The organism is Rhodococcus sp. (in: high G+C Gram-positive bacteria) (genome assembly GCF_049299235.1).
Classification (GTDB): Bacteria; Actinomycetota; Actinomycetes; order Mycobacteriales; family Mycobacteriaceae; genus Rhodococcus.
The window spans coordinates 1-15,272 of the sequence record NZ_JBAQXC010000245.1 but is presented as its reverse complement, the minus strand read 5'-3'; the positions used below and the strand labels follow the sequence as shown (position 1 = coordinate 15,272).

The window sequence follows — 15,272 nt, the reverse complement described above, 5'->3', positions numbered from 1 at the left end:
TCTCCGTCCCGGTCGGCGCCGTGCCCGGCAGCGCCGACACCGGCAGTGCCGACACCGGCAGTGCTGACACCGGCAGTGCCGCAAACGGCGTGACGACCACCGAGGTGGTGGTCGGCGCGGCCGACACCCCGGCACAGATCCGCGAATCCGCCCGCGCGGCGTACCGGCAGCCCCGCGAGGGCGCACCGCACCACATTCCCGACGAAATCCTCCAGTTGGTACCCGACCGTCTGGCCGCCCGGCTCGCCGCCGGCGCGGGCGAGCGAGATGTGTTGTGTTCCAACGTCGGCGCGATCCCGGACGGCCTCGCGTCGTTCGGGCCGCACCGCACCACCGGTTTCGCGGCGCGGGCGATGCACCCGGGTCTGCCCACCGCGCGGGCAACCACGTCGACGCGGTTGTCCGCCTATCTGTGTTCGCTCGGCGACCGGTACACGCTCGCACTCGTCGCACTCGACGCCGACCGGTTCCCGGACTCGGCGACGCTGCGCGCTCACGCCGACGCCGAACTCGCCGCCCGCGGACTGCAGACGCGGTACTGGTGACGCCGCGTCACGTACAGTTGCCCCATGACGTCCGAGGCCCTCGTCACACTCGCCGACGGCACGGTCCGCGGCAGCCGCGTCGGCGACCTCCTCTCGTGGCGGGGCATCCCGTACGCGGCACCGCCGGTGGGCCCACTGCGGTTGCGGGCACCCCAACCGGTGCGGCCGTGGACCGGCGTGTTCGACGCCACCCGGTTCGGCCATGCCGCATGTCAGGCCCCGAAAGGCGCTTTCACCGGCAGCCGGGACCGCGTGACGATCAGCGAGGACTGCCTGACCCTCAACGTCCTCGCGCCCGCCACCCGGTCGGCGACGCCGCGTCCGGTGATGGTATTCGTGCACGGTGGCGCTTACACCCTCGGCACGAGTGCGTTGGCGATCTACGGCGGGAAGTCGCTGGTGCACCGCGGCGATGTGATCTACGTGTCGCTCAACTACCGGCTCGGCAGCCTCGGCTACCTGGACTTCTCGACGCTCTCGACACCGGGACGCCGGTTCGATACGAACCTCGGACTACGAGACCAGGTCGCGGCTCTCACCTGGGTGCAGCGCAACATCGGCGAGTTCGGCGGCGACCCCGACCGCGTGACCGTGTTCGGCGAATCGGCCGGCGCCAACGCGGTCACCACGCTGATGACGACGCCCGTCGCGCGCGGCCTGTTCGCGCGGGCGATCGCGCAGAGTTCCCCGCCGAACCTGGTCGTCGATGCGCCCCGTGCCGCCGGGTGGGCCACGCGATTCGTCGAACTGCTCGGCGCCGACGACGATACTGCGGCGACCGCACTCGACGCGGCCACGCCCGCCGAGTTGGGGCGGGCCGGTAACCGGCTCGCCGCCGAAATCCTGCGCGCAACGCCCGGTCTGCACCCGTTCGGCCCGGTCGTCGACGGCGACTTCCTACCGGAATCCCCGCTCACCGCCTACGAAACCGGTGCAGCACACCGGGTTCCGCTGATCATCGGCACCAATGACCGGGAGGGCGCGCTGTTCCCTCGTTTCCTGGACGGACTACCCACCGACCCTGCACGCATCGAGCTGATGTTCTCGCTCACCGATCGTGCTGCCCGCGACCGCGTCGTCGCCGCCTACCCCGGCTACCCGGTCGAACGCGCCGCCGTCGACATCGGCGGCGACCTCACGTTCTGGTATCCGTCCGTGCAGATCGCCCAGGCGCATTCCCGGTTCGCCGCCGCCTACGGTTACCGCTTCGACTACGCGCCGCGCATGGCGCGGGTGACCGGATTCGACGCGACGCACGCGGCGGAGCTCCTCTCGGTGTTCGACCAGGCGGACACACCCCTCGGCCGCGCGTACACGGCGCTCGGCGGTCGTCGTGGTCTGCGATTGGTCAGCGACACCGTGCAGCGGCACTGGCTGCACTTCGCGCACCACGGTGAGCCGTTGCCGTCGTGGCCGCAGTACGACGAGCGGTCGCGGGCGACCGTGATCTTCGACGTGCCGACACGGGTCGAACACGATCCGAGGCGGGAGCGCCGTCTCGCGTGGGACGGCTACGCCGGATACCACGCTCCCACCTCGGTGCAGCACTAAAGATCAGGGCAGCACTAAAGATCAGGGCAGCACTAAAGATCAGGGCCGGCTCACTTCGCGACGGTCAGCAGGAACGCGACGTCCTCGAGAGCGGACACACTGTGCCGGGTCGGGGGGATCACGAGGAAATCCCCGGCCGAGCCCTTCCACGACTGCTCCCCCGCGATCAGGGACAACTGGCCGCTCAGCACCTGGAGTGTCGCCTCACCGGGGCTGTCGTGCTCGCCGAGTTCGTGCCCGGCGAGCAGTGCGATCACCGTCTGCCGGAGGTGCTTGGTGTGACCACCGAGCACGGTCTGTGAGCTGCGGCCGTTGCTCGATGTTGCCGCGATTTTGAGCTGCTGTCGGGCCATGGCGGTGAGCGAGAGCTTGTCCATGCTCGCAGTATGGCGCACCGTGGGACAGGATGTCAGGTTCGCGTGTACACGACCCAGCGAAACCGGATGCCGGTGCGGGACTGTTGCCATTCGCCCGGTTCCACGGCGGCCCATTCGGGTCCGATCGGAGGAGCCAGAGCGTCACCGTCGACGTCGAGGTCGACTTCGGTGACAACCAGCCGGGTCGCGTGGGGCATGGCCTGCGCGTAGATCTGTCCGCCGCCCATCACGACTGTGTCGGTGCCCGCTGCCAGACGCACTGCGTCGTCGAGGCTACCCGCGACCTCGGCGCCGAAGGCGGCCCAGCGTGGGTTGCGGGTGACGACGATGTTGCGACGTCCCGGTAGCGGCCGGAACTTCGGGGGTAACGAATCCCAGGTGAGCCGCCCCATGACGACGGGCCGCCCGAAGGTCACCTCTTTGAAGAACGCCATGTCCTCCGGGATGTGCCACGGAATCGTCCCGGCCTGCCCGATGACGCCGCCGCGCGCCTGCGCCCAGATCAGGGTGAGCGACCCGGTCACACCGCCACCGGCGCTGTGATCGCGGGATGATGCCGGTAGCCGACGATCTCGATGTCCTCGAATGCGTAGTCGAACAGCGAATCGCGCCGGTTCAACGTCAACGACGGGTATGCGTACGCGTCGCGGCCGAGTTGCTCGGTGACCTGGTCGATGTGGTTGTCGTAGATGTGGCAGTCGCCGCCGGTCCAGATGAACTCGCCCACCTCGAGGCCGGTCTGCTGGGCGACCATGTGGGTGAGCAGCGCGTAGCTGGCGATGTTGAACGGCACGCCGAGGAACAGGTCGGCGCTGCGCTGGTAGAGCTGGCAGCTGAGCTTGCCGTCTGCGACGTAGAACTGGAAGAACGCGTGGCACGGCATCAGTGCCATGTCGTCGAGGTCCGCGACATTCCACGCGGAGACGATCATGCGTCGCGAATCCGGGTTGGTGCGGATCGTGTCGAGTACCCGGCTGATCTGGTCGATGTGCTCGCCGTCCGGTGTCGGCCAGGATCGCCATTGCACGCCGTAGACCGGCCCGAGTTCACCCTCTGCATCGGCCCATTCATCCCAGATGCTCACGCCGTGCTCGTGCAGCCACGCGACGTTCGAGTCGCCGCGCAGGAACCACAGCAGCTCGTACACGATGGACTTGAGGTGCACCTTCTTCGTGGTGATCAGCGGAAATCCCCGGGCGAGATCGAAACGCATCTGGTGACCGAACAGACTGCGCGTTCCGGTACCGGTGCGGTCTGCCTTCGGGGTACCGGTCTCGAGAACGAGGCGCAACAGGTCTTCGTAGGGAGTCGGCACAGTCACGCCAGCAGTTTAGGCGGCTTCGCCACCCGTGTGCCCTTTGGGCTGCGGGAGGGGCCCAAAAGGCACACGGGCGGCTTGACGTAGCGTTCTCCGAGTGGACCTCTCGACTCGGCTTCGTGACGCGGTCCGAACGCTGTCCCCCGGATACTTCGCGTTCGTCATGGGCAGCGGCATCGTGTCGATCGGGCTGCATCTGAAGGGCCGGTTCGTGGAGTCGGCGGTGCTGCTGGCCGTCGCGGCCGTCGGATACGTAGTGCTCATGGCGCTGTCGGTGTGGCGTCTGATCGAATTCCGGGACGACATGCGCGCCGATCTCGCCGATTCGGGTCGCGCGTTCGGGTTCTTCACCTTCATCGCCGGCAGCAACGTTCTCGGTATCCGCCTGATCATCGAAGGCAGACATTCCACCGCCGCGGTGCTGCTGATCGTCGCCGCCCTGACCTGGCTGGTGCTCGGCTACGTCATTCCGTGGACGGCGGTGCTCGGCACCGCGGAACGTCCGGTGCTCGCGAAGGCCAACGGCACGTGGTTCATCTGGGTGGTCGCCAGCGAATCCGTCGCGATCGCCGCGGCGACCCTCCAACCGGTGTACGACAAGTTCGCGGGACTGCTGGCGGCGGTGGCCGTGTTCACCTGGGGTGTCGGCCTGTTCCTGTATGCCGCGGCCGGCATCTTCGTCGCGGCGCGGATGTTGCAATATCCGCTGCGACCCACCGACCTCACGGCCCCCTACTGGGTGTCGATGGGCGCGTGCTCGATCACCGTCGTCGCAGGGGCCCGCATCGTCGAGATGGCCGACGCGCCCATGGTCGACGCCACCCGCGGCCTCATCGCCGGCCTTGCCGTCGTGATCTGGGCGTTCGCGACATGGTTGTTCCCGCCCCTGATCGCGGCGGGTTGGTGGCGCCACCGCGTTCACAAGGTTCCGCTGAGCTACGACTCGTCCCTGTGGTCGATCGTGTTCCCGCTCGGCATGTACGCGGTCGCCGGGATCTACCTCGGCCGCGCCGACGAACTGCCCCTCGTCGGCATGGTCGGCGCCGTCGAACTGTGGGTTGCGGTCGCCGCGTGGTTGCTGGTGTTCGCGGCGATGCTGCATCGAATCTGGACCAGAGTTCTGCGCGGCGAGCACCACGACGCCGGCGCCACCGGCCCCGGCTGATCCACCTCACCGGCCGATCGTCCGACTCCGGGCGGCTACCGTATCGGGTGTGAGCGTCGAACCGGTGGACACCGAGGCGGTGCACGGCAGCCTGCATCGTCCCGACGGACCGCCGTGTGGCGCTCTCGCGTTGACCCACGGCGCGGGTAGCGCCAGCGACGCCGCGATCCTGCAGCGCATCTGCCACCGTTTCGCCGAACACGGGTTCCTCGCGTTGCGGTACGACCTGCCGTTCCGGCGACGCAACCCGAAGGGCCCGCCACAGCCGTCGCGGGCAGGCGAGGACCGTGCCGGCGTCGCCGCCGCTGCCGCGACCCTGCGCGCACTCACCGGCGGCCCGCTCCTGATCGGCGGTGTCTCCTACGGCGGCAGGCAAACCTCGATGCTCGTCGCGGAACGGCCGCACATCGCCGATGCGCTGGTCCTGCTGTCGTACCCGCTGCATCCGCCGGGGAAGCCCGAGAAGACCCGCACCGAGCATCTGCCGAACATCGAGGTGCCCACGGTGTTCGTCCACGGCGCCCGCGACCCGTTCGGCAGCGCCGACGAACTGCGCGAAGCCGCCGCGCTGATCCCGGCGGCGACCACCCTCGTCGACGTGCCTGCCGCCGGCCACGACCTGAGCCGCGCGAAGATCGATCCGTCGGACGCGACATTCGCCGCCGTGACGGAACTGCTGGAAGGTGCACCATGAGCAACGCGACCGAGTCTGCCCTCGACAGCCTGCTGGCCGAGTTGCGCAGCCGACTCGACGACACCGGCACCAACCCGGCGACGTTGCGCGGACTGATCGAGGCCGTCCTCGTGGTGGGATCGGGTCTCGAACTCGACTCGATGCTGCAGCGCATCGTGCAGACCGCGGTATCGTTGCTCGACGCCCGCTACGGGGCACTCGGTGTCCGCGCCGCCGACGGTGGCCTGTCGGAATTCGTGCACGAGGGCATCAATCCTTCGCAGCGTGCGGTGATGGGACACCTGCCGGAGGGCCGCGGCATCCTCGGATTGCTCATCAACGATCCCAGGCCGGTGCGGCTGGCCGATCTGTCGACACACCCGGCATCGATCGGATTCCCGCCGAATCATCCACCGATGAAGAGCTTCCTCGGTACTCCGATCATGATCCGCGGCAAGGTGTTCGGCAGCATCTACCTGACCGAGAAGCTGGGCGCGCCCGCGTTCACCGAGGAAGACGAAGTCATCCTGAAAGTCCTCGCGACCTCCGCAGGCATGGCCGTCGACAACGCCCGACTGTTCGAAGGGTCACTCACTCGGGAACGCTGGCTCGCGGCGATGGCCGCGATCAACGCGCGCCTGCTCGTCGGCGGGTCGGTCGACGAGACACTCGGTCTGCTCACCCGCCAGGTGCGCGACCTCACGCGCGGTGCGGGCGCCTTCGTCGTCGTCGTCGACGGTTCACACGGCAATGTGCGGGCCGCGGAACCCGCGGCGCCGACGACCGGTCAGGTCCGGATCGATCTCACCGATTCGCCGGTGCTGGACGCTCTCCGGTCTCGGCGCACGATACTCACCGACACTCTGGACGGATTGCCGTCGGCCGGCGCGGGCGCGGTGGGCCGTGCGGTGGTGCTGCCGTTGTCGGCGACCTCCACCGTCACGGGGGTGCTGATCGTGACGCGCGCTCCCGACAGCGATCCGTGGGACAGCGGAGATGTCGCGCTCCTCGAGTCGATGGCGAATCTCGCTGCGGTGGCGCTCGAGTTCGCCGAACAGCAACGCAAGAAGCGACTGCTCGATGTCCTCGCCGATCGTGACCGGATCGCACAAGATCTGCACGACAACGTGATTCAGCGTCTGTTCGCGACCGGGATGAGCCTGCAGAGCGCCATGGTCCCCGGGGCGGATCCCGTCCGCGTCACCGAGGTCGTCCAGCGCGCTGTCGAACAACTGGACCGGACGGTACGCGAAATCCGCACCACGATCTTCGATCTGCACACCACGGGCGCCGCGGCGTCGACAAGTCTGCGCCGCCGGCTTCTCGATGTGGTCGGCGATTTGAGCATCCATTCGGCGGTAGCCCCGAACGTGCAGTTCGTCGGGCCGATCGACACGCTCGTCCCGCATCGGATCCATCCGCATGCCGAGGCGGTGTTGCGGGAAGGACTGAGCAACGCGCTGAGGCATTCCCAGTCCGACCAGATCACCATCGCGGTCACCGCCGACGACACGTTCTCCATCGAGATCGCCGACAACGGAACGGGTTTGCCCGCGACCACGCATCGCAGTGGGCTGGCAAATCTGGAGCGCCGCGCCGAGCAGTGCGCCGGTCTGTGCACCGTCGGACCGGGACCGGACGGCGGCACCCGCGTGGTGTGGACGGTGCCGCTCTGACCGGAGCCGATGCCCGGACCGGGTGGCCTCCTACGCGTGCCCGCGGCCACGCTCGTTGCGTAGTTCCGTTGCCAGCACCGCGGCCTGGGTGCGTCGCTGCATGCCCAGCTTCGACAACAGCCGCGAGACGTAGTTCTTGATCGTCTTCTCCGCCAAGAACAGTCGTTCGGCGATCTCCCGGTTGGTCAGGCCCTCACCGATCAGCTCGAAAACGGCGCGTTCCTGCTCGGACAGTTCGGCCAGCGGATCGGCGGTGCGGGATGCTCGGATGCGATCCATGAGCGCTGCGGTGGCGCGGCTGTCGAGCAGCGAGCCGCCTTCCCCGACCGTCCGGATCGCCGACACCAGATCCGTGCCGAGGATCTGCTTGAGCACGAACCCCGACGCGCCGGCCATGATCGCGTCGAAGAGCGCCTCGTCGTCGGAATAGGACGTGAGCATCAGGGCGCGCAACTCCGGCATGCGCGCGCGCAGTTCGCGGCACAGTTCGACACCGTTGCCGTCGGGCAGTCGCACATCGAGCACCGCGACCTCGGCGCCGCTGCCCGGGACGCGAGCCAGCGCCTCACCCACCGACGCCGCTTCACCGACGACGGTGAAGTCCGGCACGCTGCTCAACAGATCGACCAGACCACGCCGGACGATTTCGTGATCGTCGACGAGAAACACGCGGGGCATCGGAGCACCTTTCATTTCGCACGATTCGGGTCCATCGTTCCAGTTCCCTCGAACCGTACCGACGTCGGGCCGTTCGACGACGGTTTCGGGACCTTCGCCCGCTGCGCGAAGCACCGATTCCGGGTGATCCTCATGGAAACATCCTGTGACCTGCGAGAGGTGACCGACGAGACGAGGGGATCGACATGGCCGTCCCGCCCGACACCTGGACCACCAGCGACACCGAGATCATCGCCCGCGCGGTCATCGAGGCTCCGTCCATCCACGACACGCAACCCTGGAATCTGCGCCTGCCGGGTCGTACCGCGGAACTCGACGAACGGCTCGAGTTCGCCGGCCCGGGCCTCGATCCGTTGCGACCGGACCGGCTGATCTCGTGCGGCACCGCACTGGCCAATCTCGAACTCGGCATTCGGGTGCTGGGCTGGCGCACCCGCACGACGCTGTTGCCGGACGCCGAACGACCCGAGATGGTCGCTCGGGTGGCTGCCGTGGAGGTCCATCCTCCGTCGGGTTCCGACCTGCGGTACTACGCGGCGATCTCGCATCGTCGCAGTCACCGCGAATCGTTCGCGCAGATTCCCGTGGCGGACGAGACCATCGCGGACGTGATGGCCGCGGTCGACGAGGTGCCCGGCGTGCAGGTGCGCTTGCTGGCGTCCGACGAGGCGCCGGCACTCGCCGAGGCACTGACCTATTCGGCGGAGGAGGTTCGCCGTAATCCGCACTACCAGCGCGAAATGTTCTCGTGGACGTCGCATTGGCAGCCCGAGGGCATCACGGAAGTCGTCACCGACTGGGATGCCGGGCTCGACCTGGGCGGCCCGGCAGGCAAGGCGTTGGTCACCACCGGCATCCCCAACAGCACCACACTCGCCGAGGCGATCGACCGGGAATCGGTACTGGTGTTCTACACCGACACCGCCGAACCACTCGATTTGATCCGCGTCGGAATCGCCACCGAACGGGCCTGGCTGGCTGCGGTCGACGCGCGACTCTCGGCGTCGGTCCTCACCCATCCGCTCCGCGTCGAGGACTCCGCGGCGCGGTTCGCCGACCGACTCGTGTTACCCGGACTGCCCCAATTGATCATGCGCATCGGATACTGACATTAATTCAGGGAGATTATCATTGTGACAAAAGAACTCACGGATATTCAGCTGCTTCGCGAACTCGAGCCGGTGGCCGAGGACAACGTGAACCGGCACCTGTCGATGACGAAGGACTGGCACCCCCACGATTACGTTCCGTGGGACGACGGCCGCAACTTCGCGGCGCTCGGTGGCGTCGACTGGGATCCGGAGCAATCCGCGCTCAGCGACACCGCGAAGGCCGCGATGATCACCAATCTGCTCACCGAGGACAACCTTCCGTCCTATCACCGTGAGATCGCCGAGCACTTCGGATTCGACGGGGCATGGGGCACCTGGGTGGGGCGGTGGACCGCTGAGGAGAACAAGCATTCCATCGTCATGCGGGACTACCTCGTGGTCACCCGCGGCGTCGACCCCGTGGCCCTCGAGAACGCCCGGATGGAGCACATGACGAACGGGTTCGCGCCCGGCGCCACCTCGATGCTCGATTCCGTGTCGTATGTGACCTTTCAAGAACTGGCCACCCGCGTCTCGCACCGCAACACCGGTAAGGCCTGCGGCGATCCGATCGCGGACCGGATGCTCGCTCGCGTGGCCGCCGACGAGAATTTGCACATGATGTTCTATCGCAACATCGTCGAGGGTGCGTTGGACATCGCCCCCGATCAGGCCTTGCACGCGGTCGTGCGGGTGCTCACCAACTTTCAGATGCCCGGCGCGACGATGGCGGGCTTCCGGCGCAATGCGGTGTTGATCGCCAAGGGCGGGATCTACGATCTGCGCCAGCACCTCGACGAGGTCGTGCAGCCGGTGCTGCGCAAGTGGCGGATCTTCGAACGCACCGACTTCGGTGCGCGGGGCGAAAATTTGCGTGAGCAACTCGACGCCTTCCTGGTCGATCTGGAGGCGCAGGCGGTGCGGTTCGAGGAATCCCGCGATCGCGCACTCGCCCGGCAGGCTCGACGTGGCCAGGAGGTCACCACATGAGCACCCCCACCGTGGAACCGACCGACGAGTTGTTTCGCTCGGTCCTCGAGATGGCACGAACCGCCAAGCAGCAGAACATCTCCGGTTGGCTACGCACCCGATACGAGTCCGAGCATGCCGAGGACATCGCCTATCTGACGTCGATGATGTTGGGGGTTCTCATCGAGAACGACGCGATCCGTCGCGGGGTGCACCCCGCGGACGTGTGGGCGCAACTGCGGGAGCGGGGGCTCGACGAGTTCGGGTAGCGGCCGAGACGGGGCGCGCACCCGAAGTTCCGTGGCGACACACGATCCGGTCCCACCGCCGGTCGGGCGGTGGGACCGGATCGTCACCGCGTCACGGTGCGTCGTGCGGGCGCACCACCAGCACCGGGCAATCCGCCGTCTGGATCAGCGCGTTGCTGGTCGACCCGAGCAGCAGGCCCTTGAACCCCCCGCGACCGCGGGTACCGACGACGAGAAGCTGTGCGGTTTCGGCATATTCGCTCAGGACTCGCACCGGGCGGTCCCGCGCGACCACTCGTTCCACCACCACGTCGGGATAGCGTTCCCGGAACCCGGCGAGGCGTTCGGCGAGCACCACTTCTTCTCCGGTCTGGATGGTGCTCCACTGCGGATCCTCGGGCACCGCGCCGAGCGACGGCTGCACGCTGACATCGCTCCACACATTGACGGCGACGAGGGTCGCCCCGCGTGCGGCGGCTTCCTCGAAGGCGGCTTCGACGGCGGGCTCACAGGATTCGGAGCCGTCGACACCGACGACGACGGGTCCTTCGGCGGGCGGCGCGCCGTCGAGGGTACGTCCGCGGACCACCGCGACCGGCGCATGCGAGTGCGCCGCGACCGCGAGCGTCACCGATCCGATGAGCAGCCCCTTCACCTCGCCGAGTCCACGCGATCCGAGGACGAGTTGGGTGGCGCGAGCGGACAACTCGACGAGCGTCTGAGCGACCTTCCCTTCGAGGTGACCGGTGGTCACCGTGAGGGGGCCGGTCTCCTCCGCGGTCTGCCGCGCCAGGACGGCCGCGTTGTCGAGCCGCGCGCGGGCGGTGTCCTTCATTTCCTGGTGGAAGCTCTGCGCCAGGTAGGGCTCGGAGTAGTAGAACGACGGCACGTGCACGACGGTGACGATGTGCAACGGCAGCGCGCGGGCTGCGGCGGACCGTGCCGCCCAGATCACCGCGGCGGCTGCCGCGTCCGATCCGTCGACGGCCACGACGATCGGTTTGGGGTCGCTCATCTGTGTCCTCTTCTCGGTGTTGACGCGACGCGTGTCAGTCGCAGATCGCTCGGAGTTGCTCGATCAGTCGGATACGGCCGGGGCCGTCGGCGGCGAGTGGGCTCACCGACAAGGTGGTGACACCCGATTCGGCGAATGCGGCGACGCGTTCGCGAACATAGCCCTCCGGGCCGATGAGCGAGACGGCGCGTACCAATTCGTCGGGTACGGCGGCGGCCGCTTCCTGCTTCTTGCCTGCCAGGTAGAGGTCCTGGATGGTTTCGGCTTCCGTCGCGTAGCCGTAGCGGACGGCGAGGTCGTTGTAGAAGTTCTTGCCCTTGGCGCCCATGCCGCCGATGTACAGCGCGAGATGCGGTTTGACCCATTCGAGCATGTGATCGACGTCGTCGCCGATGGCCAGCGTCGGCGTCGCATAGATCTGCAGGTCGCCGAGTGACGGATCGCGCTTGGCCTTGCCCGCGGCGAGGGCGTCGCCCCACACGTCGGCGGCCCGCTCCGGGTGGTAGAAGATCGGCTCCCAGCCCTCGGCGATCTCGGCGGTCATCGCGACATTCTTCGGGCCGAGCGACGCGATGACGATCGGGATGCGTTCGCGCACCGGCTGGTTGATGATCTTGAGCGGCTTCCCGAGGCCGGTGCCGCGCTCGGCGGGCAGCGGAATCTGGTAGTACTTGCCCTGGTGCTGAACCTTCTCCCGGCGCCACACCTGCCGGCAGATGTCGACGATCTCGCGGGTGCGGCCGAGTGGCGCATCGTAGGGGACGCCGTGGAAGCCCTCGATGACCTGGGGGCCGGAGGCGCCGAGGCCCATGACGAAGCGACCGTCGGAGACGAAATCGAGCCCGGCGGCGGTCATCGCCGTGAGACTCGGGGTGCGGGTGTAGATCTGGAATATGCCGGATGCCAGTTCGAGCCGGGTGGTTTTCGCGGCGAGATAGCCGATCTGACTGACCGCGTCGAACGAGTACGCCTCCGGAACGAAGACGATGTCGAGGCCGGCTCGTTCCAGATCGGCGACCTCGGCAGCGGTCTCGGCGAAACCGCCGCTGTAGTTCAATCCCATTCCGATGCGCATGCATCTCCCCAATCCTGAGGCGCCCGGCAGGGCACTCGTCGATTCCGTGCACCCGAACCCTACCGTCCGCGGCTCACACGGACTCGGGACGCACCACCATCACCGGGCAGTGCGCGTCCCGGATCAGACCGTTGCTGGTGGAGCCGAGCAGCAGGCCGGTGAACCCGCCGCGTCCGCGACTACCGACGACGACGAGTTGTGCCTTCTCGCTCCATGCCTGGAGGTGCACGCGCGGCCCGTCGAGGTATATCTCTCGATGCACGACCACGTCGGGATACTGCTCGCAGTACCCACTCAGTCGTTCGGCGAGCAACACCTGCTCGCTCTGCTCGAATGCCTCGGGTTCGACGAGTTCGGCGCGGTCGGTCCCGGAGAAGGTGCCTACCTTGACGTCGCTCCACGCATGAACTGCGACAAGTGCGACCTTGCGCTGTGCTGCTTCGGCGAATGCAACGGCGACGGCGCGATCACTGACCGCACTGCCGTCCACACCGACGACGACGGGTGCGGTCGCATCGAACGAGTCACCGCGCACGACGACGACCGGGCAGTGCCCGTGGCTGGCGACGACGACCGGCGTCGAGCCCAGCAGTGCTTCGCCGATCCGGCCGCTTCCGGATGCGCCGAGCACTATCATGCGGGCCCGACGGGATTCTTCGACGAACCAGCGCGATCCGCCGGCGGGAACGAGCGTGCACTCGATCTCCAGGTCCGACGCGATCGCGCGTGCGGCGGCGAGGGCGTCGGACAGAAGAATTCGCCCGTCTTCTTCCGCCCACTCGAAGACCTTCGCGGATTCGACGTAGGGCGCGCCGGAGTAACCGGTCGGCGAGAAGTCGATGACATGCACAATTCGGAGCGGACGCCTCCGACCCGCCGCCGTCGCGGCCGCCCACCGCACTGCCGATGCCGACGCGGGCGACCCGTCGACGCCCACCACCACCTGATCATGTCCTTCGGAGAGAGTCACGATCCGAGGCTATCCTGCCCGACTGCCCGCGGGTACGGACTTTCTGCCCGGCAGGATCGGGTACGGACTTCTCTGGTGGCGGCTGACCGGGTGCGGCACGATGGAATTCGAGGTTGCCCGACTGTGCGATTTGGATCACATTAAATTGTCATCTTGGATGCAAATTATCTAGTCTGTGTTCATGCAACTCACTCAGTTCACCGATCTCGGACTGAGGGTTGTCATGCACCTGGCAGCCACCGCGGCGGACACCCTGCCCAGCACGAAACTCGTTGCCGAGCAATTGAACTTGTCCTATGCACACACCACCAAAGTGGTTGCCCGCCTGAGCGAGCTCGGAGTCGTCACCACCCGCCGCGGCCGCGGCGGTGGCCTGACCATCACCGAACTCGGCCGAACCGCCTCCATCGGATGGCTGGCACGGCAACTCGAAGGCGACGACGAGGTCGTCGACTGCGAGGGGGGGAAACCGTGCCCGTTGCGGTCCGGATGCAGCCTGCGCAAAGCCTTGCGCGATGCCCAGGAGGCGTTCTACACCACACTCGACTCGGTCACCATCACGGATCTCGCGACAGCACAACGACAGCCCGTACTGCTGAAGCTGACCCGCCCGGCCGTCTGACAACGTCCGACCAGACCTACCGCGAATCTCTCTACCAGAACGGAGCCCACGATGCCGCTCTCCCCCGAATCCAAGGAAGTCATCCAGGCAACCCTGCCCGCCGTCGGTGCTGCCATCGGGGACATCACCCCCTTGTTCTACAAGAAAATGTTCGCCGCACACCCCGAACTCGAGCGCGACCTGTTCAACCGCGGCAACCAGAAGCAAGGTGAGCAGCAGAAGGCACTCGCGGGCTCCATCGCAGCATTCGCGACCCTGCAGCTCAATCCCGATCCCGCCGCCGTCGAGGCGATTCTGTCCCGCATCGCCCACAAGCACGCATCGCTCGGCATCAAGCCCGACGAGTACTGGATCGTCCACAAGCACCTCTTCGAGGCCATCGTCGAAATCCTCGGCGAGGCAGTCACTCCCGAAGTAGCGGCCGCCTGGGACGAGCTGTACTGGCTGATGGCCAACACCCTGATCAAGCTCGAAGACGATCTCTACAAGTCCGCCGGCGTCGCGGTCGGCGATGTGTGGCGCACCGTCCGCGTCGGCGATCGCGTCCACCAGTCCGCGGACACCGTCTCCTTCGTCCTCACCTCGCTCGACGGCGCCCCCCTCCCCGGTTTCCGCGCCGGCCAATACCTTTCGGTCGGCGTCAAGCTCGCCGACGGTGCCCGCCAGATTCGTCAGTACAGCCTGTCGAGTGCGCCGTCACAGGGGGACTGGCGCATCACCGTCAAGCGGGTGCTCGCCCAGCCCGCCGCGGACGGCACCGTCGTCCCCGCCGGCGAGGTCTCGAACTACCTGTTCGAAAACGTCTTCGAGGGCGACGAACTGCAGGTGACCACGCCGTTCGGCGACCTGATCCTCGCCGAGAACGACGCGCCACTGTTCCTCGCGTCGGCAGGCATCGGCTGCACGCCGATGATCGGTATGCTCTCGCACCTCGCGGAAACCGGTGACTCCCGGCGGATCTCGGTTCTGCACGCAGACCGCTCCGCGGCAAACCACGCACACCGCCAGGAGCTGGCCACGCTCGTCGAACGCATCCCCGGCGCCGAGGTGCACCGCTGGTACGAGGATCTCGGTGCCCGCCAGCCGCTGGCGACCGTCCGGCTCGGTCGCGCGGAACTGACCGACCTGCCGCTCGAACCCGACACCCAGGCATACCTGTGCGGCCCCCTGCCGTTCATGCTGTCGATGCGCGAAGCCCTGATCGAACGCAACGTGCCTGCCGAGAACATCCACTACGAGGTCTTCGGCCCCGACAGCTGGACACCCGCGTCCTGACGGTCGACCGATAGCGGCCGTGGG

At 67.5% G+C, this 15,272-nt stretch carries 16 protein-coding genes and 1 pseudogene; 10 read left to right on the top strand and 7 right to left on the bottom strand.

Annotated features, from left to right (window positions below; translation table 11 throughout):
- Positions 1-545 (top strand): annotated as a pseudogene (locus tag WAX14_RS14625) (hypothetical protein); the annotation flags it as partial.
- A gap of 24 nt (positions 546-569) precedes the next feature.
- Positions 570-2,096, top strand: coding sequence for a carboxylesterase/lipase family protein (locus tag WAX14_RS14620; RefSeq protein WP_422628777.1), 1,527 nt, complete (start codon positions 570-572; stop codon positions 2,094-2,096).
- Between the two features lie 50 nt (positions 2,097-2,146).
- On the opposite strand, the gene WAX14_RS14615 is transcribed toward WAX14_RS14620, so the two are convergent.
- Genes WAX14_RS14615 through WAX14_RS14605 form a run of 3 tightly spaced genes read right to left on the bottom strand, consistent with a single transcriptional unit; the run spans position 2,147 to position 3,788 of the window.
- Complete coding sequence (locus WAX14_RS14615) at positions 2,147-2,473, bottom strand: cupin domain-containing protein (protein WP_422628776.1); 327 nt, start codon at positions 2,471-2,473, stop codon at positions 2,147-2,149.
- 32 nt (positions 2,474-2,505) lie between these two features.
- A complete protein-coding gene (locus WAX14_RS14610; RefSeq protein WP_422628775.1) occupies positions 2,506-2,997 on the bottom strand; it encodes a dihydrofolate reductase in 492 nt (163 codons plus the stop codon).
- Positions 2,994-3,788, bottom strand: coding sequence for a thymidylate synthase (locus WAX14_RS14605; RefSeq protein WP_422628778.1), 795 nt, complete (start codon positions 3,786-3,788; stop codon positions 2,994-2,996). Before WAX14_RS14605 ends, WAX14_RS14610 begins: the two co-directional genes overlap by 4 nt.
- 100 nt (positions 3,789-3,888) lie before the next feature.
- On the opposite strand from WAX14_RS14605, the gene WAX14_RS14600 reads away from it, so the two are divergent.
- Genes WAX14_RS14600 through WAX14_RS14590 form a run of 3 tightly spaced genes read left to right on the top strand, consistent with a single transcriptional unit; the run spans position 3,889 to position 7,305 of the window.
- A complete protein-coding gene (locus WAX14_RS14600; protein ID WP_422628774.1) occupies positions 3,889-4,956 on the top strand; it encodes a tellurite resistance/C4-dicarboxylate transporter family protein in 1,068 nt (355 codons plus the stop codon).
- A 49-nt stretch (positions 4,957-5,005) separates the two neighbouring features.
- Entirely contained in the window at positions 5,006-5,650 is a 645-nt protein-coding gene (locus WAX14_RS14595; RefSeq protein WP_422628773.1) for an alpha/beta family hydrolase, read from the top strand.
- Positions 5,647-7,305: a GAF domain-containing sensor histidine kinase gene (locus WAX14_RS14590; protein ID WP_422628772.1), complete on the top strand. Its 1,659-nt coding sequence runs from the start codon at positions 5,647-5,649 to the stop codon at positions 7,303-7,305. The genes WAX14_RS14595 and WAX14_RS14590 overlap by 4 nt, the downstream gene beginning before the upstream one ends.
- Positions 7,306-7,335: 30 nt before the next feature.
- On the opposite strand, the gene WAX14_RS14585 is transcribed toward WAX14_RS14590, so the two are convergent.
- Positions 7,336-7,983 carry a response regulator transcription factor gene (locus WAX14_RS14585; protein WP_422628771.1) on the bottom strand — a complete coding sequence of 216 codons (648 nt, stop codon included), beginning with the start codon at positions 7,981-7,983 and terminating at the stop codon, positions 7,336-7,338.
- 185 nt (positions 7,984-8,168) lie between these two features.
- Here WAX14_RS14585 and WAX14_RS14580 point away from each other — a divergent pair, with 185 nt between their 5' ends.
- The 3 genes from WAX14_RS14580 to WAX14_RS14570 are packed head-to-tail and all read left to right on the top strand — an operon-like array spanning position 8,169 to position 10,312.
- A complete protein-coding gene (locus WAX14_RS14580; RefSeq protein WP_422628770.1) occupies positions 8,169-9,092 on the top strand; it encodes a nitroreductase family protein in 924 nt (307 codons plus the stop codon).
- 24 nt (positions 9,093-9,116) lie between these two features.
- Complete coding sequence (locus WAX14_RS14575) at positions 9,117-10,064, top strand: acyl-ACP desaturase (RefSeq protein ID WP_422628769.1); 948 nt, start codon at positions 9,117-9,119, stop codon at positions 10,062-10,064.
- On the top strand, positions 10,061-10,312 hold the full coding sequence (locus WAX14_RS14570) for a hypothetical protein (RefSeq protein WP_422628768.1): 252 nt from the start codon (positions 10,061-10,063) through the stop codon (positions 10,310-10,312). Before WAX14_RS14575 ends, WAX14_RS14570 begins: the two co-directional genes overlap by 4 nt.
- Positions 10,313-10,403: 91 nt before the next feature.
- Here the strand turns inward: WAX14_RS14570 and WAX14_RS14565 are convergent, their stop codons facing one another.
- The 3 genes from WAX14_RS14565 to WAX14_RS14555 form a co-directional block, all read right to left on the bottom strand.
- Positions 10,404-11,306, bottom strand: a complete 903-nt coding sequence (locus WAX14_RS14565) for a universal stress protein (protein ID WP_422628767.1) — start codon at positions 11,304-11,306, stop codon at positions 10,404-10,406.
- Between the two features lie 34 nt (positions 11,307-11,340).
- Positions 11,341-12,381 (bottom strand): LLM class F420-dependent oxidoreductase, encoded by a 1,041-nt coding sequence (locus tag WAX14_RS14560; RefSeq protein WP_422628766.1) that lies wholly within the window; start codon positions 12,379-12,381, stop codon positions 11,341-11,343.
- Positions 12,382-12,454: 73 nt separating this feature from the next.
- Complete coding sequence (locus WAX14_RS14555; protein WP_422628765.1) at positions 12,455-13,351, bottom strand: universal stress protein; 897 nt, start codon at positions 13,349-13,351, stop codon at positions 12,455-12,457.
- A gap of 181 nt (positions 13,352-13,532) precedes the next feature.
- Here WAX14_RS14555 and WAX14_RS14550 point away from each other — a divergent pair, with 181 nt between their 5' ends.
- Positions 13,533-13,973 carry an RrF2 family transcriptional regulator gene (locus WAX14_RS14550; protein WP_422628764.1) on the top strand — a complete coding sequence of 147 codons (441 nt, stop codon included), beginning with the start codon at positions 13,533-13,535 and terminating at the stop codon, positions 13,971-13,973.
- Between the two features lie 51 nt (positions 13,974-14,024).
- Positions 14,025-15,248 carry a globin domain-containing protein gene (locus WAX14_RS14545; protein ID WP_422628763.1) on the top strand — a complete coding sequence of 408 codons (1,224 nt, stop codon included), beginning with the start codon at positions 14,025-14,027 and terminating at the stop codon, positions 15,246-15,248.
- Positions 15,249-15,272: the final 24 nt, after the last annotated feature.